This is a genomic window from Micromonospora sp. NPDC049230, assembly GCF_040647875.1.
Taxonomy (GTDB): Bacteria; Actinomycetota; Actinomycetes; order Mycobacteriales; family Micromonosporaceae; genus Micromonospora.
Map to the genome: position 1 here is coordinate 1 of NZ_JBEZCZ010000072.1, position 19,830 is coordinate 19,830.

Sequence of the window (19,830 nt, forward strand, 5' to 3'; positions counted from 1 at the left end):
CCCGGCCTCGTGAGCCGGGGGCGGCGCTGGTGTCGGTGTGCAGGTCGCCTCTCGGCGAGTGGCACTACGCGGCTCCAGCCGGACGGTATTCCGCGAAGGCTATTTAGGTGAGGCCCGGGGACACTGGACACACCGACACCCCAGTCAACGAGCCGACCCCCACTCGTGTTCCGTGCGGGGCGGTGTCCGCGGTCACACCGTCGTCGGCAGGGTGGCCCGACGGGCCCGCACGGCCGAGGCCAGGTGGTCGAGCACCTCGGCGGTGTCGTCCCAACCGAGGCAGGCGTCGGTGACCGACCGGCCGTACTCCAGCTCCCGGGTCGGGTCGAGCTCCTGCCGACCGGGCAGCAGGAACGACTCCAACATCACGCCGGTGATCCCGCGCTGGCCGGCGGCCAACTGGGCGGCCACGTCGGCGGCGACCTTGGGCTGGTTGCGGTGGTCCTTGCCACTGTTGGCGTGACTGGCGTCGATCACCAGGCGCTCCGGCAGGTCGGCAGCGCGGAGCAGGTCGAGCGCCCCGGCCACCGAATCCGCGTCGTAGTTGGGCCGGCCGCCTCCACCGCGCAGCACCAGGTGACCGTCCGTGTTGCCCCGGGTGTGCATGATCGCCGGGGTGCCGGAGAAGTCGATGCCGGGGAAGACGTGCGGCACCCCGGCGGCGCGGATCGCGTCCACCGCCGTGCCGATGCTGCCGTCCGGGCGGTTCTTCATGCCGATCGGCATGGACAGACCGGAGGCGAGCTGGCGGTGCACCTGGCTCTCCACGGTCCGGGCACCGATCGCGCCCCAGGCCACAGTGTCCGCGATGTACTGCGGAGTGATCGGGTCGAGGAACTCGCAGCCCACCGGTAGACCGACCCGCAGCACGTCGAGCAGCAACGCCCGGGCCAGCCGCAGGCCGGTGTTGACGTCACCGCTGCCGTCCAGGCCCGGGTCGTTGATCAAGCCCTTCCAGCCGACCGTGGAGCGTGGCTTCTCGAAGTAGACCCGCATGACGATCAGCAAATCGTCGGCCAGCCGGTCGGCCGTCGTACGAAGACGCTGCGCGTAGTCGAGCGCCGCTGCCGGGTCGTGCACCGAGCAGGGGCCGACCACCACCAGCAGCCGGTCGTCCTGGCGGTCCAGCACACGACCCACCGCGCGGCGGCCGGTCAGCACGGCCGACGCGAGCGAGGCGTCCAGGGGCAACTCGTGGTGCAGCAGGGCGGGCGTAGTCAGCGGCACGACACGGTCGATCCGCTGATCGCTGACCCGATCGGTCTCCGGGGTCGTCACGGTGGGCATCCTTCCGCCGACCGTGCCCGGGGCCGGTGCCCGGGACGAGCCGGCTGCTCGTACGCAAAAGGGCAGGAACGACAGCTCCTGCCCAGCCGGCTCGGTCCGCGGTGACGTCAGTTCATGGTGAAGTCACCGGCGTGCGAGCCGGCTGCCTAAACCATCGATAGGAACGCGTCACGGGGGCCAGCGTACCCGACCCGGCGCGATCGACCGGACCATCGTCCCAAGATGCGGCGCGTGCCCGAGGTGCGGTCGGGGTAACAGGGGTGCCATGACTGACGAGAAGAGCGATCAGGAGCGGGTGGAGTCCCGCGCCCACCACCTCCTGCCCGAGGAGGCCGCCGCGGGCAGCGACGACCCGGAGGCGCAGGCCGCGGCCATCCTCGCCGACTCGGACATCCGGGAGGCAGACCAGAACGCGGCGCCGGACACCGTGCTGGAACGTCGTACCTCGGATCAGACGGTGGTCGCGGTCGAGCCGCCGGACTGAGCGGTGGCCCGGCGGGCCCGGCGGGACCCCCGGTAGGTCTGCTCGCGCAGCCAGGCCAGCGGGCCCGCCGCCCGCAGTTCGGGTGGCAGGTTGCCCACCGGGTCGAACGCCAGCGCGGCGTCCTCCTCGGCGCTGAGCTGCGTACCGATGCTGACCTGCCTCACCGGCCGCCACGGCCCGACGGCGGACGCGACAGCGAGCACCAGGCGCGGCGTGCCCGTCCGGGTCGCGGCGGCCACCGTGTGCAGGCTGTGCCCGAGACCTACGGCCGGTGTCCCGGTGCAGGCGCAGCGCCAGGCCCAGCACGTCCGGCCAACCGCCGGGGGTGGGCGTTCCCTTGGAGAGCCGGACGGTGGCCCGATACCGGCCGGGGGCGTCCAGCAGATCGACCCCGGTGGGTGGTCCGGGCGTACCCCAGATCACCACCTCGCCGGCGAACGAGCGACCGGCCGGATGCAGCAGCCGGCCGCGGCGCAGCCGGCCGAGCGCGGCGCTGGCCCGTTCGACGGCGGTGGCGGCCCGGGACGGGGGTGCGGTGACGGTCATGGCCCTCCGGTACCCCGAGCGGCGGCCTCGATGCCCCGGGGTCGGCTCGTCGACCGACCACACGTCACCTTTCCGTCCGCGAGATCGGATAGCGTCGGGGTATGCCCGACAGCGGTTACCCATGGCCCATCGAGACGTCCCGACTGGACAACGGCCTACGCGTGGTGGTGAGTGAGGACCGCACCGCCCCGGCCGTCGCCGTCAACCTCTGGTACGACGTCGGCTCCCGGCACGAGCCGGCCGGGCAGACCGGCTTCGCCCACCTCTTCGAGCACCTGATGTTCGAGGGCTCGGTGAACGTGGCGAAGACCGAGCACATGAAGCTGATCCAGGGCTCCGGCGGCTCGCTCAACGCCACCACCAATCCGGATCGCACCAACTACTTCGAGACGGTCCCGGCCGAACACCTGGAGTTGGCGCTCTGGTTGGAGGCCGACCGGATGGGCGGCCTGGTCCCCGCGCTCACCCAGGAGACGCTGGACAACCAACGCGACGTGGTCAAGAACGAGCGCCGGCAACGGTACGAGAACGTCCCGTACGGGGACGCCTGGCTGCGCCTGCTGCCGCTGCTCTACCCACCGGGGCATCCCTACCACCACCCGACGATCGGCTCGATGGCCGACCTGAACGCCGCCGACCTCGCCACCTTCCAGGCGTTCCACCGGACCTACTACGCGCCCAACAACGCCGTGCTCACCGTCGTCGGCGACGCCACCGCGTCCGACGTGTTCGCGCTCGCCGACAAGTACTTCGGCGCGCTGCCCGCCCGGGTCGACGTCCCGGCCGCCCCGGACGGGCGCGACGTCCCGGCGACCGGGCAGACGGCCATCGAGTCGGTGAGCGCCGACGTGCCGGCGCCGCGGGTCTACATCGCCCACCGCACCTACCCGTTCGGCACCCCGGGGTACGACGTGGTCACGGTGCTCGCCAGCGTCCTCGGCAGCGGCCGGGGCAGTCGGCTCTACCAGCGGCTGGCCGACGGCGAACGGATCGCCCAGCCGGACCTGGTCGGGGCGTACGGGGTGGACCTCGCGCACGCCCCGGCACCGCTGATCGCCACCGCCACCGCCCGCACCGGAGTGAGCGCCGAGCGCCTCGCCGAGGGGCTGGCCGAGGTCGTCGACGAGTTGGCCACAGTGCCGGTCACCGCCGCCGAGCTGGATCGGGCCAAGGCGTTGCTGAGCACCGGCTGGTGGCGTCAACTGTCCACGGTGGACGGTCGCGCGGACCTGCTCGGCCGGTACGCCACGCAGTTTGGTGACCCGGCCCGCATCGCGGACCAGTTGCCAGGCCTGCTCGCGGTCACGGCCGAGCAGATCGCCGAGGCCGCCGCCGAGGTGCTCGCCACCGACCGGGTGCTGCTGACCTACCTGCCCGAGGAGACCTCATGACGCTGATCGCCGACCGTCCCGGCCCGGGCGCCGCCCGCCCGTACCGGTTCCCGCCGGTGGTTCGCCGCGCCGTTGCCGGCGGCCAGGTCGTCGCCGCACACCTGCCGGGGCAGAACCTCGCCGTTGCTCTGCTGCTGCTCGACGTGGGTGCGAGCCAGGAGCCGATCGGCAAGGAGGGCCTGTCCGGGGTGCTGGCCAAGGCGTTGGAGGAGGGCACCGCACAACGGGACGCCGCCGCGTACGCGCTCGCCGTCGAAGGGCTCGGCACCGCGTTGGCGACCGGACTGGACTGGGACTCGTTCCAGGCCAGCGTGGTGATCCCGGTGGACCGGCTCAGCGCGGCAGTGGAGCTGCTCGCCGAGGCGGTCCGGACGCCGAAACTGGACCCCGCCGACGTACGCCGGGTCCGCGACGACGAGGCGACGGCGCTGCGGATGGACTGGGCCAACCCGGGCCCCCGGGCCGACGCGGCGCTGCGCGCGGACCTGTTCGGCGCCCAGAACCGCTGGGGCCGGCCGATGTACGGCGACCCCGAGTCGGTCGCCGCACTGGACGTGGAGGACGTGACGGTCTTCCACTCCGAGTGGTTCCTGCGCCCCGGCACCCTGATCGTCGCCGGCGACCTGGACCGGATCGACCTGGACGCGTTGGCCGCCGCGGCGTTCGCCGGCACCGGCGGCGGCCCGGCCGAGCGGGGCGGCCCGGTCGAGGTGCCGCTGCGCACCGGACGGCGGGTCATCCTGGTGGACCGCCCCGGTGCGGTGCAGTCCACGCTGCGGCTGGGCCATCCGTCGCCGCACCGGGCGCACCCCGACCACGTGGCGATGACGCTCGCCGGCACGGTGCTCGGCGGGGCGTTCACCTCCCGGCTCAACCACCTGCTGCGCGAGGTGCACGGCTACACCTACGGCGTTCGGGGTGACTTCGCCTCGTCCCGGCGCTTCGGCCGGTTCGGGGTCAGCTCCGGCGTGCAGACCGCGGTCACCGTGCCGGCCCTGGTCGAGGCGGTGGGTGAGATCAGCCGTACCCAGGCCGGTGGGGTGACCGAGGACGAGCTGGAGGTGGCCCGGTCCTGGCGGGCCGGGCAGCTCTCGGTCGAGTTGCAGAGCCCCCGGGCGATCGCGTCCGCGCTGACCACGCTCGTGGTGCACGACCTGCCAGACGACTACCACGCCCGGTTGCGGGAGTCGCTGCTCGCCGCCGACGTGGACCAGGTCTCCGCTGCGGCGGCCACCCACCTGCACCCGGACGCGCTGACCCTGGTCATCGAGGGCGACGCGGCGGTAATCCGCGACGACCTAACAGCAGCCGCCCTAGGCGACCTCCTCCCCTAATCCACCCCCACCCCCACCCCCCTGCCCCCACCCCCTCGGTTGATCATGGAGTTGTTGTCACGCGGCACGGCGTGTCGCGGCTATAACCTCATGATCAACCGAGGGGTGGTGGGCGGGGTCGGGGTGTGATGCCGGTCTGGGGGTGGGAAAGGGGTGCCGGGTTTGGGGGTGGGGTGGGTAGCCTCCGGGGCATGAGGATCGGCATTGTGGGGGCCACCGGCCAGGTCGGTGGCGTGATGCGGCAGGTGTTGGCGGAGCGGGAGTTCCCGGCGGAGCAGGTGCGGTTGTTCGCCTCGGCGCGGTCCGCCGGGCGTGCGGTGTCGTGGCGCGACGGCGAGGTGACAGTCGAGGACGCCGCGACCGCTGACTATTCCGGGCTGGACATCGTGCTCTTCTCGGCAGGCAAGGGCACCGCCCGCGAGTTGGCGCCCCGGGTCGCCGAGGCCGGGGCCGTGGTGATCGACAATTCCTCGGCGTTCCGGATGGACCCGCAGGTGCCGCTGGTGGTCGCCGAGGTCAACCCGCACGCGGCCCTCGACCGCCCGAAGGGCATCATCGCCAACCCCAACTGCACCACGATGGCCGCGATGCCGGTGCTCCGCCCGCTGCACGCCGAGGCGGGGCTGATCGGTCTGGTCGTCTCCACGTACCAGGCGGTCTCCGGTGCCGGGCTGGCCGGCGTCGCCGAGTTGGACGAGCAGGTCCGCAAGGTCGCCGAGCACGCCGCCGGGCTGGCCTTCGACGGGTCGGCCGTGGAGTTCCCCTCGCCGCGCTCGTTCACCCAGCCGATCGCCTTCAACGTCCTCCCGTTGGCCGGTTCGATCGTCGACGACGGCTCGTTCGAGACCGACGAGGAGCAGAAGCTCCGCAACGAGAGCCGCAAGATCCTGGAGATCCCGGACCTCAAGGTCTCCGGCACCTGCGTCCGGGTGCCGGTCTTCACCGGCCACTCGCTCCAGATCAACGCCCGGTTCGCCAGGCCGCTCACGCCGCAGCGCGCCCACGAGCTGCTGGCCGACGCGCCAGGGGTGGCGCTGACCGACGTGCCGACGCCGTTGCAGGCCGCCGGGCAGGACCCGACCTACGTCGGTCGGATCCGCGCCGACGAAACCGTGGAGTACGGGCTGGCCCTGTTCTGCTCCAACGACAACCTGCGCAAGGGCGCCGCACTCAACGCGGTGCAACTCGCCGAGTTGGTCGCCGCCGAGCGACGCTGACCGGCACTGTCACTCCGAGCCCTCGCCGAGACCCGGCGAGGGCTCGGTCGCGTCCGGGCGAGGCTGGGCCGTGTTCGGGCGTCGCGGCGGTCGGGTCTGTCGTGTTCGGGCGAGGCGGCGGCCGGCCGGGCGTGCTTGGATGGGATGAAGCCGACCCCCTGGAGGAAAACGTGCCGGACGACCGCACCCAGCAGGCGCTGACCGACCTGATCTCCGGCCGTCCGATGGGCGTGCTGGCGACGATCAGGCGAGACGGGCGGCCACAACTGTCCACAGTGGTCCACTCCTTCGACCGGGACGCGGGCCTGATCCGGGTCTCGGTCACCGACGGTCGGGCCAAGACCGCCAACCTTCGCCGGGACCCCCGGGCGACCTACCACGTCAGCAGCGAGGACGGCTGGGCGTACGCGGTCGTCGAGGGTCGCGCCGAGCTGAGCGCGCCCGCCGTCGAGCCCGGAGACGCGACTGTCGAGGAGTTGGTGGCGCTCTACCGGTCGCTGAGGGGCGAACACCCGGACTGGGACGAGTACCGCCGGGTCATGGTCGACGAAGGGCGGCTGGTGTTGCGCCTGCACGTGGAGCGGATCTACGGAATACCGCCCCAGGGCTGAGGCCCCGCCCGTCGCCGTGGGCTGACGGCCCCGTCCTGGTGGGCCGCCGCGTCCGTCGCTGTCGGCTGACGCGCCCGCCTCCGCTGGTCAGCCTGGTTCGATCACGGTCACCCCGGGCCAGCGCTGGGCCGGGCGGTGCCGGGCCAACCGCTGTCGAGACCCGGCCACGTCCACCCGGGCCGGGTTGTGCCGCCAGATCCCGCCCAGCAGATCCGCCAGGCCGTACGGGGCGCAGACCTCCAGCCGATCGGCCCGATCCAGGCGGACGGCCACCGCTGTCGCGTACTCCGGCCAGGTGGCGATCGCCTCGGCCACGCCGCGGTACGGGCTGATCGGGTCCCCGCCGAACTTCGCCGCGTACCAGGTGTGCACCGCCGCCTGGTTCCGTGCCTCCCACGGTGGCTGCGGCCACGCCCGTGCGAGGAGGGCGGTGGCCTCGTGGTCGTCGTCGCGGGTCAGCCTCGTCGGGTCGAAGAAGACCACGTCCACGTCCCGGACCGTCGTCGGGTCGAACCCGTCGCCGTAGCGCTCGCCCCAGACCAGGTCGCGCAGAGCGCCCGCGCCGATCCAGGCGTCCGGCAACCCGGAGTCACGCACCACGCCCAGCGCCCGGGTCAGCCAACTGCTGCCGTTGACAAGTTCCCGCAACTCTCCCTCACCCGGCATCATCCGCCCACGGTAGGCAGCGCAGCCGAGGACTGTCGCAAACCGGTGGGTGTGCCGCCCACCGGCGGGTATAACGCGCTGCCGCGTCCGCCGGGAACGCGGCAGCCAGGCGCGCGGGACGGCGGGAACGCGGGGAGGAGCGGGATGGGTGCCGACACGACGAGCGACGAGGCCCGGCCGGGCGGCCCGACCCTGCGCCGGGAAACGTCCCGTCTGCTGTCGTTCAGCGACGGTGTCTTCGCCATCATCATCACGCTGCTGGTGCTCGACCTCCAGCCACCTCGGGTGGGACGCGGTCAGCTGCTGGCCGCGTTGGTCGAGCAGTGGCCGGCGTACCTCGCCTACGTCACGTCGTACGTGTTCGTGGCGGTCAGTTGGATCAACCACCGGGCCGCCTTCAACCGGGTGACCAGCAGCGGCAAGGGCCTCCAGTGGTACAACCTCGGGGTGCTGTTCAGCACCGCGCTGCTGCCGTTCGCCACCTCGGTGCTCTCGCAGGCGCTGCGGGATGGGGACCGGGCGGACCAGCGGGCCGGCGTCGTCCTCTACGGCCTGGCCGGCGGGTTTCTCTCGCTGACCTGGCTGGCGCTGTACCACTACCTGGCCCGACATCGTGATCTGTTGCACGAGGCAGTGCCGGGTTCGTTCTTCCCCAGCGAACGGACGCGGGCCGCGGCCGGTGTCCTGGGGTACGGGCTGGCGGTTCTCGTCGGATACCTGGTCACCCCGCTGCTCGCACTGGTGATCTTTCTGCTGCTGCCGATCTTCTTCTCGCTGACCAGCAGCGGCCTGTACGAGCTGCGGCGTCTGCGGCACCCGCGGCACCCGCACCCGCCCGGATAGCCGCCGGCGGTCGGCGTTACCCCCTCCCGGGTGGCGGGTAGACGGGCCGTGCCGACACCGAGAGGGGAGCACCATGACAACGGTCGGAGAGTTCATGACGACCCGGTTGGTGACGATGGACGGCAACGAGACGCTCATCGCCGCCGCGCAGGAGATGCGCGACAGTGCGATTGGTGACGTGGTGGTGACCGATGGCGACAACGTGGTCGGCATCGTGACGGACCGGGACATCACGGTCCGTGGTGTCGCGGAGAACATGGACCCGGGCTCGACCCGGCTGGGCCAGATCACCACCCGCGACGTGATCACCGTGAGTCAGTACGACGACGTGGTGGCGGCCGCGGACCTGATGCGCACGTACGCCGTGCGCCGGCTTCCGGTGATCGACGACGGGCGCCTTGTCGGCCTGATCTCGATGGGTGACCTCGCGGTCGAGCGTGAACCGCAGTCGGTGCTCGCGGACATCAGCGCCGACGACCCGAACAACTAGTTCTCCGCCGCCCGCGCGCCGGCTCTCCCCTCGGGGGAGGGCCGGCGCTGCCGTGCCGGGACGACGGCGCCGCTCACCCGATCCGGGCGAGGTTGACCAGGGGACCGGCGGGGACCCGTGCGGGGACGTGCCACGCCGGCCGTCCGCGCGACGCGAGCGCGGTGGGGGACCCCGGGCCTGGCAACTGGGAGGAGTGGACCCGATGGTGGACGCGACCACGAGGTTCTTCGAGGACCTGGACCGGCGGGGGTACGAACCCCTGCTGGCGAAGGCCTGCGGGACACTGCGGATAGACCTGCACGAGGGGGCGGAGACCCGGCACTGGCTGTTGCGGATCGACAACGGTCGGCTGAACGTGAGCCAGGAGGACCGGGAGGCCGACACTGTCCTTCGTGCCAGCCCCGTCCTCTTCGACGACATCGCCGCGGGCCGTGAGCACGGCCTGGCCGCGCTGTTGCGCGGGGACATGACGGTGACCGGTGACGCCCGGCTGGTGGTGCAGGTGGAGCGGATCTTTCCGAGTTCGCCGGACGCCCGCGGGCCCCGTCGACGCTTCGCGGGGGAGGGGTACTGATGGGGCAGAGCAACACGATCCGGATCCTGGACGGCAGCACGTTCGTCGTCTGCGAGGACACCGGCGACATCGAGGCGACTCCGAGCGAACCGACCGGGCTCTTCTCCCTGGACACCCGGTTTCTGTCCACCTGGGTGCTGACCGTCAACGGCGAGCGGCTCAACTCGCTCTCCTACGACGACCTGCAGTACTTCGAGTCCCGGTTCTTCCTCGTCCCGGGGGTGGCCACCCACTACGTGGACGCCAAGTTGTCGATTATTCGGGAGCGCACAGTTGGCGGCAGCTTCCGGGAGCAGCTCACCATCCTCAACCACGACGAGAAGCCTGTCGACCTGGAAATCCGGATGGAGGCGGCGTCTGACTTCGCCGACCTGTTCCAGGTCAAGGACGAGGTGGTCAACAAGAAGGGCGAGATCTACACCGAGGTCGAGTCGGACCGACTCCGACTGGGTTATCGGCGGGGCAACTTCCAGCGCGAGACGAGCATCTCCTCGTCGACGTCCGCGCGGTACGACAGCAGGGGTTTCGCGTACACCGTCCACCTGGAACCCAACGAGCAGTGGGAAACCGCGATCGACGTCGAGACGAACGCGGTCGGACCGGGCGGTCGCGATCTGCGTTTCGGACTGCGGATGCACGGCACCGAGCGGCTGGCCCTCCAACATGACCTGGAGCGTTGGATCGCGGACGCGCCGAAGGTCAACAGCCAGCACGGTCGGGTGGCCAGCACCTACCGGCGCAGTCTGATCGACCTGGCCGCGCTGCGGTTCTCACCCCTGTCGCTGGGCGGCGCCACCCTGCCGGCCGCCGGCCTGCCCTGGTTCATGACCATGTTCGGTCGCGACAGCATCCTGACCTGCCTCCAGACGCTGCCGTTCACCCCGCAGCTGTCGAAGACGACGCTGCGCATCCTCGCCTCGCTCCAGGGCAGCCGGTTCGACGACTTCCGGGACGAGGACCCGGGGCGCATCCTGCACGAGATGCGGTACGGCGAGACCGCGGCCTTCGAGGAGCAGCCGCACTCGCCGTACTACGGCTCGGTGGACGCGACGCCGCTGTTCGTCGTGCTGCTCGACGAGTACGAGCGGTGGACCGGGGACGTCGCGCTGGTCAAGGAGCTGGAGCAGGAGGCCCGCGCGGCGCTGCGGTGGATCGACAACTACGCCGACCTGGTCGGCAACGGCTACATCTGGTACGAGCGGCGCAACACCGACACCGGCCTGGAGAACCAGTGCTGGAAGGACTCCTGGGACTCGATCTCCTACTCCGACGGCACGCTGCCGCCGTTCCCGCGGGCCACCTGCGAGGTGCAGGGGTACGCGTACGACGCGAAGGTGCGGGCGGCCCGGATGGCCCGCCTGTTCTGGGGTGACCCGGAGTTCGCCGACCAGTTGGAGCGGGAGGCGGCGGCGCTGAAGGAGCGGTTCAACCGGGACTGGTGGGTGGCCGACGGCGAGTTCTACGCCCTGGCCCTGGACCCGGACGGCCGGCAGTGCGACATCCTCAGCTCCAACATCGGCCATCTGCTGTGGAGCGGGATCGTCGAACCGGAGCGGGCGGAGATGCTCGCCGCGCACCTGGTGGGGCCGAGGCTCTTCTCCGGCTGGGGCGTGCGGACGCTCGCCGAGGGTGAGGCCCGGTACAACCCGATCGGCTACCACAACGGCACGATCTGGCCGTTCGACAACTCGTTCATCGCCTGGGGTCTGCGCCGGTACGGCTTCGCCGAGGAGGCCGCGACCATCGCCAGCGGCATCCTGGACGCGGCCACGTACTTCGACGGCCGGTTGCCGGAGGCGTTCGGCGGCTACCCCCGGGAGCTGACCAAGTTCCCGGTGGAGTATCCGACGGCGTGCAGCCCGCAGGCCTGGTCGACAGGTACGCCGCTGCTGTTGCTGCGTACCATGCTCGGCCTGGAGCCGCACGACGGCCACCTGGCGGTCGAGCCGCGGCTGCCGGTGGGGATGGGCCGCATCGAGGTGCTGGACATACCGGGCCGCTGGGGTCGGGTGGACGCGTTCGCCCGGGGCCGACTGGACCTGGACAAGCCCGGCGACTGACCCGGGCCACCGCGGCGGCGGCGCGCGAGCCGTGCCGCCGCCGGCCCGTGACCCGGCCTGGCAGGGTAGATTCTGCGGATGCCGGAGCTCGTGTACCCGCCAGTCATCGCCGCCGCCAAGACGATGTTTCGTGTCCTCGATCTGAAGATCACCATCGAGGGTGCCCACCACGTCCCTCGGACCGGCGGGGCGGTGTTGGCCGGCAACCACATCAGCTATCTCGATTTCATCTTCGCCGGCCTGGGCGCGAACGCGTCGGGTCGGCTGGTGCGGTTCATGGCCAAGAAGTCGGTCTTCACGCACCGGATCTCGGGCCCGCTGATGCGCGGAATGCGGCACATCTCGGTGGACCGGGACGCCGGCGCGGCCTCGTTCCGCGCCGCCGTCGCCGCCCTCAAGCGCGGCGAGGTCGTCGGCGTCTTTCCCGAGGCGACGATCAGCCGGTCGTTCACCGTCAAGGAGCTGAAGAGCGGCACTGTCCGGATGGCCCGCTCGGCGAAGGTCCCGGTGTTGCCGGTCGCGCTGTGGGGGACCCAGCGGCTCTGGACCAAGGGCCGCCCACGCACGCTCACCCGCCGGCACACGCCGATCACCATCCTGATCGGTGAGCCGATCGACCCGGCGGACTTCCCGGACCCGAACATGCTGGCCACCGAGCTGACCACCAGACTGAGTGCGCTGGTCGAGCGGGCCCAGCGCGAATATCCGGACGCGCCCGCCGGCCCGGACGACACCTGGTGGCTGCCGGCGCACCTGGGCGGCAGCGCCCCCACGCCGGAGGAGGCCGCCGCCCTGGACGCCGCCGACGAGCACCGCGCCCCCAGCGTCTGACGTCGGATTGACCGGGGAGGTCGCGCACCTGACCGGGCACTGTGTGGCGTGGGACGTCGGGCTTACCGATGCCCGGATGCCGCTCCGCCCGCGAGCCCACCCCAGGGGGCCGGTTCCGGCCCCGAGCGGTAGTAGTCGTCCCGGGAGTGGAACTCCACAGGCAGCGAGCCGGGCAGCGTGACCCGGGTTTCCCCGGCGAGCAGGCCGGGGCCGGCCCGCAGCAGCAGCACGTCACGCTCCTGGGCCGAGAGGTCGACAAGCTGGGGGCGGGTGAGCCGGAACATGGCCACCGCCCGGCGGACCTGCCGGGCCAACTCCGCCACCGCGGCGGAGGCGCCGCCCAGGGCCAGTGCCGGCTGCTGGATGGTGCGCAACGCGTCGCAGACGATCAACAACTGCGTCGGCTCGCCCTGCTCGACGGCGGGCAACTCCAACCGGGACGGCCACTGCCAGCGGATCTGCCCGCTCATCAGGCCGTTGAGTCGAGCGGGTGGCCGTGCCCGGGGCGCGTCGTCGACGACGAGCGACAGCTGCGCGCCGCTGCCCACCCAGCAGATCCGTTGGTCGGTGACTGTCACCGAGACCGGCCCGGGCAACTGCCAGCGGTGCCGCGCCTCACTCGGCCCGAGCAGGTAGCCCGCGACGAACAGTTGGTGCCGCCCGAGCACCCGCTCACCGGGCGCGGGGCGCAGGTCGTAGCGGCGATCCAGGGCCGGCCCCACGTCGTCCGGAGCGTCGAACCGGTGGGGGCCGATGAAGAAGGGGGACGTGTCGGCGTGCATCGTCACGACCTTCCGGTCAGCTGGCTTGTGGATGAAGCCTGTCGGATCGGAGGGGCGCTGTCATGACGCCTGTTAGGGGGTCGTCCGGTCGTGTGTCGCCTGTGACCGGTAGATGCCGATCTCCTCCGGGCGAACGAGTCCGTCCTCGATCGCGCGGGCGAGTAATGCCGCCTTTGTGGCGGCTGGCCGCCCCGCCCGGGTGTACTTGATCCGCGCACGGTCGACGTACTGCTTCACCGTGTGCTCGCTGATCTGCATCCGGCGGGCCACCGACGCCTTCGACATCGACTGGAACCAGAGCAACAGCGCCTCACGCTCCTTGTCGGACAACATCGGCCGGTCCGGTCGTGGGTCGCCGACCATCGCCCCGGCCAGCGCGGGCGGGACGTACGGGCGGTCGCTCGCGGCGGCCAGCACTGTCGCCACGCAGTGCTCCCGACCCTCGTGCTTGGCCAGGAACGCCACCGCCCCGGCGTCCAGCGCGGCGAGCATGGTGTGTGGGTCGGTGTGTTCCGAATAGACCACCACCCGCCGCCCGGTGGCGCTCAACTCGGCCAGCTTGTCCAGTGCCATCCGACCGTGCAGCCGCAGGTCGAGCAGGACGACATCGGCGTCCGGTGCCGCCCGCAGCACGTCGTCCGGGTCGTCCCCGGTGGCCAGTACGGTCAGCCGGGGCTCGCTGGCCAGCCAGGCGCGCACACCCTCGACCACCACCGGGTGATCGTCGACGATCGCCACCCCGATCGGTCGGTCACCGGTCACCGCCGCCACTGGGTCTGCGCCCATCTGATGCTTCCGTCCCGTTCGTAGAGGTGCGCTACCTGCCCGTCGTCGTGCTCCCCCGAGGGTGGACCGGTGGCCTCCGGCCCCTCCCGGTCCGGTGTGACCAAGCTGACCACCACCTCCTCCGGACCGGAGACCACTGTCAGCCGGGCCCAGCCCCGGGCGTCGGCGAGGACGCCGGTGAGCGGCTCGGCCAGTCGACGCCGGATCTCCACCGGCAGCGGCGGCGGGGTGCCGATGGTGACCAGGTCGATCGGCAGGCCGTTGCGTTCGGCGAGGTCGGCGGCCGCCCGCAACTCGTGCAGCAGCGGGTCGGGCACATCGTCGGACTCGGCGATCAGTCGACGCAGCCGGGCGGCGGCCAACACGCAGCGACGCTGCACCTCCGGGTCGTCCGGGTCGACCTGGCCGGCGGCCAACTCCCCGAGCACGCGCCCGGCTGCCGAACTGACCAGGGTGAGCCGGTCCCGGCGTTCCCGAAGGCCACGCTCGGCGGCAGCGCGCTCCGCCGCCAACGTATGGGCGGCAGCGGAGACGGCTGCCCGCTCGCGAGCGAGACTCACGATCGTCGCGCTGCCCACGAACACCGCCACCGGCAGTGAGAACGTGCCGTAGACGTACATCACGTACCGGGCCACATCGGCCGGGTCGGGGCCGTGCCCGAGCACCGCGACCAGCGCGATGGCCGCGTGCGTGCTCAGCAGCACGACCAGCCCCACGACCCGGCGACCCCACATCGCCAGCACGAAGAACCAGCCGAGCGTGCCCCACACCCAGTTGGCTGCGGTGAACAGCTGCGCGTCGCCGACCGCGGCGAACACTGCCACGTCGACGGCCAACAGCAGCCCGGCCAGCAGCCACGGCGGCAGCGGCCAACCGCACAACAGTCGCACCCCGGCGACCGCGCCGGCCACTGCTACCAGCGCCCAGCCGCCGAGCACCACCGCCGGCGCGGTGAACTCCGCCCGGGCGGCCAACACCGCCGGCAGCCCGATCGCGACGTGCCAGGCCAATGCGATGGCAACGGCGACGATCCGGGCACCCCGGTCGGACGCGCGCGCCACCGCGGCGGGCGCGGCGAGCGCCGCCGGGGACGCCGGCTCCCGGGGGACTGGCACCTCGATGCGGACCGGTGTCTCCGGCGCGACGGTGTGCGGCGTCGGAGCGCCGAGATCAGCCGACACCGGGCCACTCCAGTCGGATCCGGGTGCCGGCCCCGATCGCCGATCGCACCTCGGCCCGCCCGCCGACAGTTGCCATCCGGCCGTGGATCGACTCGCGCAACCCGTACCGGTGGGGTGGGACGGTGGCCGGGTCGAAGCCGGGGCCGTCGTCGGCGACCTCGACCACGACGCCGACCGCGTGCCTGCTCAGCCGCAGCGTGACCCGCGCGCCCGGCGCGTGCCGGGCCACGTTGGACAGCGCCGCGTAGGCGCTCTCGCCGATCGCGTCGGCCACCCCGGCGGGAACCGTGCACGGCGTCAGGGTCAGCTCCGCCGACAGCTCGGGCAGTCGGCCCGCCACCGCCCGCAACCGACCGTCGAGCGGCACCGGGCCGTCACCGGCCACCGGGCCGACGTCGGTGAGCGCGACGAGGGTACGCAGGTCGCTGCCGCACCTGTCGCGAAACGTGGCCGATGACCCGGCCACCGCACCCAGCCCCACCATCGTGAGGGTGCCGAGCACAGTGTCGTGCAGGTCGCGGTTCTGTTGGCGTTCGGCGTCGCGGGCGGCCCGCGCGACAAGGGCCTGCCGGGTCAGCCGCTGATGCTCGACGAACGAGCGGTCGGCGCGACCGATGCGTCGGCGCATCACCGCCGCCATCATCGCCGTGCAGGCGGTCTGCACCAGCAGGGTGGTCGCGTGTGCCCGCGCCTCGGTGGGGTTGCCGGCCGCCTGCGCGCCCGTCGCGTACGTGACGGTGACGAGCAGCCCGGCCGGAATCGACCAGCGCGCCGGTGCGGTGGCCTGCGCGTTGATCACCGTGGTGCTGGCGAGCACCGCGATCCAACTGCCCTCGCCGGGCAGCACCCCGGGTGCGACGAGCACGGGGATGAGGAGACAGGCCAACGCGGTGACCGTGACGTCGGCGGTGACCAGCCACGGCGTGATCCCGTGGCGCATCGCCCGGTACGCATACCAGATCGACCAGCCGGTGAGCGCTGCCACAGCGGGCAGCAGCACGGCTGGGTCGACCGGCGGTTCCCGCACCGACAGGGCCACCGCCCCACCGATCACACCGCAGGTCAGGCGCAGCAGCGCCGGGATCGTGGTGAAGATGAGGACGAGCGCACCACCGGCGGGATTGTCCAGCGTGGGCGGCGGCGCGGTGGGAGCGGCAACGGCCGGCATCGGAGGTGTCCTTCCGACAACGACCCGGAAGGGGTCCGCGCGGCAGAGATCGACATCGGAGAATAGCATGGGCGACGTCGAGCGTAACCCAATGTACGCGCGGTGTCGCTAATGTGTCACGGCCGGCGGCGCCGACGCCTGGCCGGCGGCGTCCTGCGCGTGATCCACTCGGGTTTACGGAAGTCGGGGTGTCCCGGGTGGTCTGACACCGCGACTGTCATGAACCCGAGTCGATCACCGGGTTCGGTGCCGTGTCCGCGCGGCCGGAACCAGGCGCGCCCGTCGTTCGTCCCATCCTCGGATGGAGAGGTGGTGAGCCGGATGCGCTCGGGTCGAACGGCACTGACGGTGGCACTGCTCGGCGTGGCGCTGAGCGGCTGCGGTGGCACGGGCAGCGGTCCGGGCGGGACGAAGGATCCCGACCCGGCCCAGATCGTCGACGCGTGGACCTCCTGCGCCGAGGCCGCGCCGCAGGCCGGCGCGATCCTGTCGGTGCCGAACACGGGGACACCGACGCCGTCCGGGGTCGAACCGAAGATCGGCCGCATCGGCCCCGACTTCACCCCGGTCGCCGCCGTCGTCTGCGGGCGGACCATCACTCCGGGCCCCAACGGAGGGCGGGACCAGGTCGCCACCGAGCGACGCGCCGAGCAGATCGCGCCGCTGCTCAGCGCACTACGCCTGCCCGACCAGGAGTCGGACGGCGGCGTCGCCTGCACACTCGACCTGGTCGTCCCGCCGTGGTTGGCCCTGCTCGACGACAGGGGGCGCTGGCTGCGGCCGTACCTGCCGACCGACTCCTGCCGCAAGCCACGCGCCGAGGTGCTGACGGCGCTCGCCGAACTGCCGATGACCACTGTGGACAGCCGTACCATCGGGCAGATCGAAGCCCCGGCCGCCGAGGCCGCCGGATGCGCGCAACGGTGGACGGACATGGTGGCGGTGGAGACCACCAACGGCCGCGCCGGGCCGCCCGCGCCGCCCACGTCGGCGGCCGGCGAGCCGCTGCGCCTCTGCGTCTACCAGGTGCCCGCGACACAGCGGGGCAGCGGCAAGCCGGCGGGTGATTTCGTGTACGGCGGACCGCTCCCGGCCGAGCGCCAGGCGGGCGTGCTCCGGGCGTTCGCCAACCGTCGGGCGGTGGCCGACTGTGCCACACCGGCCTCCCGCTTCGCGGTGCTGCGGCCGTTGGACGGCACCGGCGGCCCCGACCGGTACGTGGAACTCGACGGCTGCCGACGCTTCCTGGTCGCGCCACCGAGCGGCGGAGCGCAGCTCGGCCAGGGCGACGACGCGCTGACCGCCCTGCTGGGGCCGGTCTGAGCCGGCGACCGGGACAGCCGAGGCCGGCCCACCACGCGCGAGGTGTGCGGGGCGAGACTTCGGGTGGGGCCGAGGGGACCCGACGGGTGGACTCCCCGATGCCGAGCACCACGATGTCGATGAGCTGACCCGCTGCCCTACTTCGACAGGGCCCGCTCCAACTCCGCCTTCGACATCGACGAGCGCCCCTTGAGGCCGCGCTGCTTCGCCTCGTTGTACAGCTGCTCCTTGGTGCGGCCCTGGGCGCCGCTGTGGGAGCGCTTGCCGCCACGGTGCGCGGACGACACGTCGTTGCGTGACGACCGGCTCGACGTGCGGGCCTCACCCGAGCGGGCCCGTTCCTTGTTCACCGTACGGGCGGCGATCTCCTTGGCCCGCCCGGCGGAGGCGCCGCGCTCCTGCGCGCTCTCCCTGATGTGCTCGTACTGTCGCTCCCTCTTCGGGCTCGATCCTGCTGGCATCGGGTGCCTCCCGCAGTCGCTGTCGACTCGGCTCGTTCTCCCCGCCACGATGCCCCGTCGCCACCGGGGTCAAACAGGTGCCGTCCTTCTCCCGCCCCGGGGGCTGTCAGGGTTCGGTGTCGGGCCGGCTGGTGAACGAATACGTCACGCCGGTCAGCCGCTCGGACTCGGTCCACAGCCGGCGCTGGGTGTCGACGTCGTGTGACGCGGAACTTGAACGAGTCGGCACCGGGTGGCCCGAGGCGTTCAGCAGCCGACCGTCCGGGGCGTAGTAGTCGGCGCCCCTGACAGTGGGGTCGGTGGCGGCGCGCAGGGTCGCTAGCGCGCCGGCCGCGGGAGTGGATTGGCCGATCAGCTTTCCGACGACCGCGATGCCGGCCGCCAGCGCGCCCGTGACGTGGCGTTGGAGGCCGGTCGAGATGACGCCGGGTTCGAGTGCGACAGCGATGGTCTCGGCACCCGCCGCGCTGAGGCGACGCTGGAGTTCGTACGTGAACAGGATGTTGGCGAGTTTCGACAGGGCGTAGGCGGTTGTCGGCCGGTAGGTGCGGCGCTCGAACTGTAGGTCGTCGACGTCGAGCCCGCCCTGGCGGTGCGCCGAGCTGCTGACGGTCACGATGCGGGAGCCGGGGGTGGCGAGCAGTCGGTCGAGGAGGAGCCCGGTCAGGGCGAAGTGGCCCAGGTGGTTGATGCCGATCTGGAGTTCGAAGCCGTCAGCGGTGCGACCCAGCGGGGGCATCATCAGGCCCGCGTTGTTGATGAGCAGGTCCAGCCGAGCGTGGCGCGCTCGCAACTCCTGCGCCGCAGCGCGGATCGAGGCGAGCGAGCCCAGGTCAAGGTCGACAGTGGTGACGCTGCCGCCGGGCAGGGCGGCGGCCGCGGCCGTGGCCTTGTCGCGGTCCCGGCAGGCCAGGACGACCGAGGCTCCCCGGGCCGCGAGCACCCTGGCCGTCTCGAAGCCGATGCCACTGTTGCCGCCGGTGATGACGACGGTGCGGCCGTGCTGGTCACCGACGTCGGCGGCGGTCCACGTAGCCATGGTGTTCCCCCTGATCCCTACAATCGGGACCAGCGTCCCGGATGGAACGAATATACGGGACGGTCATCCCGTTTGAATAGAAGGAGATGACCCGCGATGACGGGAAGGCCCCAGCGGGCGCCACGCGCCGACGCCCGACGCAACCGGGCGGCGGTGCTGCGGGCGGCGGCGGAGACGTTCGCCACCGAAGGGCTTTCCGTGCCCGTACACGAGATCGCGCGACGTGCGGGGGTGGGCACCGGCACCGTCAGTCGCCATTTTCCGACGAAGGAAGCCCTGTTCGCGGCGGTTCTGCTCGATCGCATGGCGTTGCTGACCAGGCGGGCGGACGCCTTGTCGGCCACCGAGGACCCGGGCGCGGCATTCTTCACCTTCTTCGCCGCGCTCATCCACGAGGGCGCCGACCACCGGGGGCTGGCGGAGTCGCTGGCCGGTGGCGGATTCGACATCGAGTCGGCTGCCGTCGAAGCCGGCAGTGATGTGTCAGGTCGGCTGCACACCATGCTGAAGGCCGCCCAGCGGGCGGGAGCGGTTCGGGGCGACATCACCTTCGCCGACGTCAAGGCCCTGATGAGCGGCTGCCTCGCCCGGGGGGCCGACCCGGCCGACGCCGGCGCCCGCGACCGGGTCATCGCCGTCGTCCGCGACGGTCTTCGCGCCAGCTAGGTGTGCTGTCCAGGGAGGTTGGTCGAGGTTGTGTGACGACACGATCTGATGTCGTAGGTAGGTGAAGGCCTCCGGTTGTGGAGTGGAGCT

The 19,830-nt window shown here is 72.1% G+C and carries 21 protein-coding genes; 12 read left to right on the top strand and 9 right to left on the bottom strand.

All coding sequences use genetic code 11. From position 1 onward, the window contains the following. Positions 1–192: 192 nt before the first annotated feature. Positions 193–1,287 carry a 3-deoxy-7-phosphoheptulonate synthase gene (locus AB0A95_RS33595; protein WP_357559786.1) on the bottom strand — a complete coding sequence of 365 codons (1,095 nt, stop codon included), beginning with the start codon at positions 1,285–1,287 and terminating at the stop codon, positions 193–195. 265 nt (positions 1,288–1,552) lie between these two features. Between AB0A95_RS33595 and AB0A95_RS33600 the strand changes: the two genes are divergently transcribed. Continuing rightward, entirely contained in the window at positions 1,553–1,771 is a 219-nt protein-coding gene (locus AB0A95_RS33600; protein ID WP_357559787.1) for a hypothetical protein, read from the top strand. Here the strand turns inward: AB0A95_RS33600 and AB0A95_RS33605 are convergent. Further along, positions 1,738–2,010: a hypothetical protein gene (locus tag AB0A95_RS33605; RefSeq protein WP_357559788.1), complete on the bottom strand. Its 273-nt coding sequence runs from the start codon at positions 2,008–2,010 to the stop codon at positions 1,738–1,740. The two genes, AB0A95_RS33600 and AB0A95_RS33605, sit on opposite strands and share 34 nt — an antisense overlap. Positions 2,011–2,418: 408 nt before the next feature. On the opposite strand from AB0A95_RS33605, the gene AB0A95_RS33610 reads away from it, so the two are divergent. The 4 genes from AB0A95_RS33610 (at position 2,419) to AB0A95_RS33625 (ending at position 6,870) form a co-directional block, all read left to right on the top strand. After that, positions 2,419–3,708 (top strand): pitrilysin family protein, encoded by a 1,290-nt coding sequence (locus AB0A95_RS33610; protein WP_357559789.1) that lies wholly within the window; start codon positions 2,419–2,421, stop codon positions 3,706–3,708. Continuing rightward, positions 3,705–5,042 carry a pitrilysin family protein gene (locus tag AB0A95_RS33615; RefSeq protein ID WP_357559790.1) on the top strand — a complete coding sequence of 446 codons (1,338 nt, stop codon included), beginning with the start codon at positions 3,705–3,707 and terminating at the stop codon, positions 5,040–5,042. Before AB0A95_RS33610 ends, AB0A95_RS33615 begins: the two co-directional genes overlap by 4 nt. Before the next feature lie 191 nt (positions 5,043–5,233). Further along, positions 5,234–6,259, top strand: a complete 1,026-nt coding sequence (locus tag AB0A95_RS33620; RefSeq protein ID WP_357559791.1) for an aspartate-semialdehyde dehydrogenase — start codon at positions 5,234–5,236, stop codon at positions 6,257–6,259. 170 nt (positions 6,260–6,429) lie between these two features. Further along, entirely contained in the window at positions 6,430–6,870 is a 441-nt protein-coding gene (locus AB0A95_RS33625) for a PPOX class F420-dependent oxidoreductase (protein ID WP_357559792.1), read from the top strand. A gap of 87 nt (positions 6,871–6,957) precedes the next feature. On the opposite strand, the gene AB0A95_RS33630 is transcribed toward AB0A95_RS33625, so the two are convergent. Continuing rightward, positions 6,958–7,539, bottom strand: coding sequence for a nucleotidyltransferase family protein (locus AB0A95_RS33630; RefSeq protein ID WP_357559793.1), 582 nt, complete (start codon positions 7,537–7,539; stop codon positions 6,958–6,960). Positions 7,540–7,680: 141 nt separating this feature from the next. Between AB0A95_RS33630 and AB0A95_RS33635 the strand changes: the two genes are divergently transcribed. The 5 genes from AB0A95_RS33635 to AB0A95_RS33655 all read left to right on the top strand — a co-directional run bounded on the left by AB0A95_RS33635 (position 7,681) and on the right by AB0A95_RS33655 (position 12,334). After that, the gene (locus AB0A95_RS33635; RefSeq protein WP_357559794.1) at positions 7,681–8,379 is read left to right on the top strand and encodes a TMEM175 family protein; all 699 of its coding nucleotides are present in this window, start codon (positions 7,681–7,683) and stop codon (positions 8,377–8,379) included. A 73-nt stretch (positions 8,380–8,452) separates the two neighbouring features. Then, positions 8,453–8,869 (top strand): CBS domain-containing protein, encoded by a 417-nt coding sequence (locus AB0A95_RS33640; protein ID WP_357559795.1) that lies wholly within the window; start codon positions 8,453–8,455, stop codon positions 8,867–8,869. 202 nt (positions 8,870–9,071) lie between these two features. Then, positions 9,072–9,443, top strand: coding sequence for an SCP2 sterol-binding domain-containing protein (locus AB0A95_RS33645; RefSeq protein ID WP_357559796.1), 372 nt, complete (start codon positions 9,072–9,074; stop codon positions 9,441–9,443). Then, positions 9,443–11,503, top strand: a complete 2,061-nt coding sequence (locus AB0A95_RS33650) for a glycogen debranching N-terminal domain-containing protein (protein ID WP_357559797.1) — start codon at positions 9,443–9,445, stop codon at positions 11,501–11,503. The genes AB0A95_RS33645 and AB0A95_RS33650 overlap by 1 nt, the downstream gene beginning before the upstream one ends. Positions 11,504–11,581: 78 nt before the next feature. Continuing rightward, positions 11,582–12,334, top strand: a complete 753-nt coding sequence (locus AB0A95_RS33655; RefSeq protein WP_357559798.1) for a lysophospholipid acyltransferase family protein — start codon at positions 11,582–11,584, stop codon at positions 12,332–12,334. Positions 12,335–12,396: 62 nt separating this feature from the next. On the opposite strand, the gene AB0A95_RS33660 is transcribed toward AB0A95_RS33655, so the two are convergent. The 4 genes from AB0A95_RS33660 to AB0A95_RS33675 all read right to left on the bottom strand — a co-directional run bounded on the left by AB0A95_RS33660 (position 12,397) and on the right by AB0A95_RS33675 (position 16,251). Continuing rightward, the gene (locus AB0A95_RS33660) at positions 12,397–13,116 is read right to left on the bottom strand and encodes a hypothetical protein (protein WP_357559799.1); all 720 of its coding nucleotides are present in this window, start codon (positions 13,114–13,116) and stop codon (positions 12,397–12,399) included. Between the two features lie 72 nt (positions 13,117–13,188). Then, a complete protein-coding gene (locus AB0A95_RS33665) occupies positions 13,189–13,902 on the bottom strand; it encodes a response regulator transcription factor (protein WP_357559800.1) in 714 nt (237 codons plus the stop codon). Continuing rightward, a complete protein-coding gene (locus AB0A95_RS33670) occupies positions 13,875–15,023 on the bottom strand; it encodes a hypothetical protein (RefSeq protein ID WP_357559806.1) in 1,149 nt (382 codons plus the stop codon). The genes AB0A95_RS33665 and AB0A95_RS33670 overlap by 28 nt, the downstream gene beginning before the upstream one ends. Positions 15,024–15,072: 49 nt before the next feature. Then, positions 15,073–16,251 carry an ATP-binding protein gene (locus AB0A95_RS33675; RefSeq protein WP_357559801.1) on the bottom strand — a complete coding sequence of 393 codons (1,179 nt, stop codon included), beginning with the start codon at positions 16,249–16,251 and terminating at the stop codon, positions 15,073–15,075. A 321-nt stretch (positions 16,252–16,572) separates the two neighbouring features. Here AB0A95_RS33675 and AB0A95_RS33680 point away from each other — a divergent pair, with 321 nt between their 5' ends. Next, positions 16,573–17,574, top strand: coding sequence for a hypothetical protein (locus tag AB0A95_RS33680; RefSeq protein WP_357559802.1), 1,002 nt, complete (start codon positions 16,573–16,575; stop codon positions 17,572–17,574). 137 nt (positions 17,575–17,711) lie between these two features. Here AB0A95_RS33680 and AB0A95_RS33685 read toward each other — a convergent pair whose 3' ends face one another. Together AB0A95_RS33685 and AB0A95_RS33690 are read right to left on the bottom strand one after the other, a co-directional pair. Beyond that, on the bottom strand, positions 17,712–18,035 hold the full coding sequence (locus tag AB0A95_RS33685) for a plasmid stabilization protein (RefSeq protein ID WP_357559803.1): 324 nt from the start codon (positions 18,033–18,035) through the stop codon (positions 17,712–17,714). A gap of 106 nt (positions 18,036–18,141) precedes the next feature. Further along, positions 18,142–19,074 (bottom strand): oxidoreductase, encoded by a 933-nt coding sequence (locus AB0A95_RS33690; protein ID WP_357559804.1) that lies wholly within the window; start codon positions 19,072–19,074, stop codon positions 18,142–18,144. Positions 19,075–19,170: 96 nt separating this feature from the next. Here AB0A95_RS33690 and AB0A95_RS33695 point away from each other — a divergent pair, with 96 nt between their 5' ends. After that, a complete protein-coding gene (locus AB0A95_RS33695; protein ID WP_357559805.1) occupies positions 19,171–19,740 on the top strand; it encodes a helix-turn-helix domain-containing protein in 570 nt (189 codons plus the stop codon). The last annotated feature ends 90 nt before the right edge of the window (positions 19,741–19,830 follow it).

Coding starts and splice junctions, on each gene's coding strand:
- AB0A95_RS33595 (WP_357559786.1), bottom strand. CDS start 1,287: ATGCCCACCGTGACGACCCCGGAGACCGATCGGGTCAGCGATCAGCGG.
- AB0A95_RS33600 (WP_357559787.1), top strand. CDS start 1,553: ATGACTGACGAGAAGAGCGATCAGGAGCGGGTGGAGTCCCGCGCCCAC.
- AB0A95_RS33610 (WP_357559789.1), top strand. CDS start 2,419: ATGCCCGACAGCGGTTACCCATGGCCCATCGAGACGTCCCGACTGGAC.
- AB0A95_RS33615 (WP_357559790.1), top strand. CDS start 3,705: ATGACGCTGATCGCCGACCGTCCCGGCCCGGGCGCCGCCCGCCCGTAC.
- AB0A95_RS33620 (WP_357559791.1), top strand. CDS start 5,234: ATGAGGATCGGCATTGTGGGGGCCACCGGCCAGGTCGGTGGCGTGATG.
- AB0A95_RS33630 (WP_357559793.1), bottom strand. CDS start 7,539: ATGATGCCGGGTGAGGGAGAGTTGCGGGAACTTGTCAACGGCAGCAGT.
- AB0A95_RS33635 (WP_357559794.1), top strand. CDS start 7,681: ATGGGTGCCGACACGACGAGCGACGAGGCCCGGCCGGGCGGCCCGACC.
- AB0A95_RS33640 (WP_357559795.1), top strand. CDS start 8,453: ATGACAACGGTCGGAGAGTTCATGACGACCCGGTTGGTGACGATGGAC.
- AB0A95_RS33645 (WP_357559796.1), top strand. CDS start 9,072: ATGGTGGACGCGACCACGAGGTTCTTCGAGGACCTGGACCGGCGGGGG.
- AB0A95_RS33650 (WP_357559797.1), top strand. CDS start 9,443: ATGGGGCAGAGCAACACGATCCGGATCCTGGACGGCAGCACGTTCGTC.
- AB0A95_RS33655 (WP_357559798.1), top strand. CDS start 11,582: ATGCCGGAGCTCGTGTACCCGCCAGTCATCGCCGCCGCCAAGACGATG.
- AB0A95_RS33660 (WP_357559799.1), bottom strand. CDS start 13,116: ATGCACGCCGACACGTCCCCCTTCTTCATCGGCCCCCACCGGTTCGAC.
- AB0A95_RS33665 (WP_357559800.1), bottom strand. CDS start 13,902: ATGGGCGCAGACCCAGTGGCGGCGGTGACCGGTGACCGACCGATCGGG.
- AB0A95_RS33675 (WP_357559801.1), bottom strand. CDS start 16,251: ATGCCGGCCGTTGCCGCTCCCACCGCGCCGCCGCCCACGCTGGACAAT.
- AB0A95_RS33680 (WP_357559802.1), top strand. CDS start 16,573: ATGCGCTCGGGTCGAACGGCACTGACGGTGGCACTGCTCGGCGTGGCG.
- AB0A95_RS33685 (WP_357559803.1), bottom strand. CDS start 18,035: ATGCCAGCAGGATCGAGCCCGAAGAGGGAGCGACAGTACGAGCACATC.
- AB0A95_RS33690 (WP_357559804.1), bottom strand. CDS start 19,074: ATGGCTACGTGGACCGCCGCCGACGTCGGTGACCAGCACGGCCGCACC.
- AB0A95_RS33695 (WP_357559805.1), top strand. CDS start 19,171: ATGACGGGAAGGCCCCAGCGGGCGCCACGCGCCGACGCCCGACGCAAC.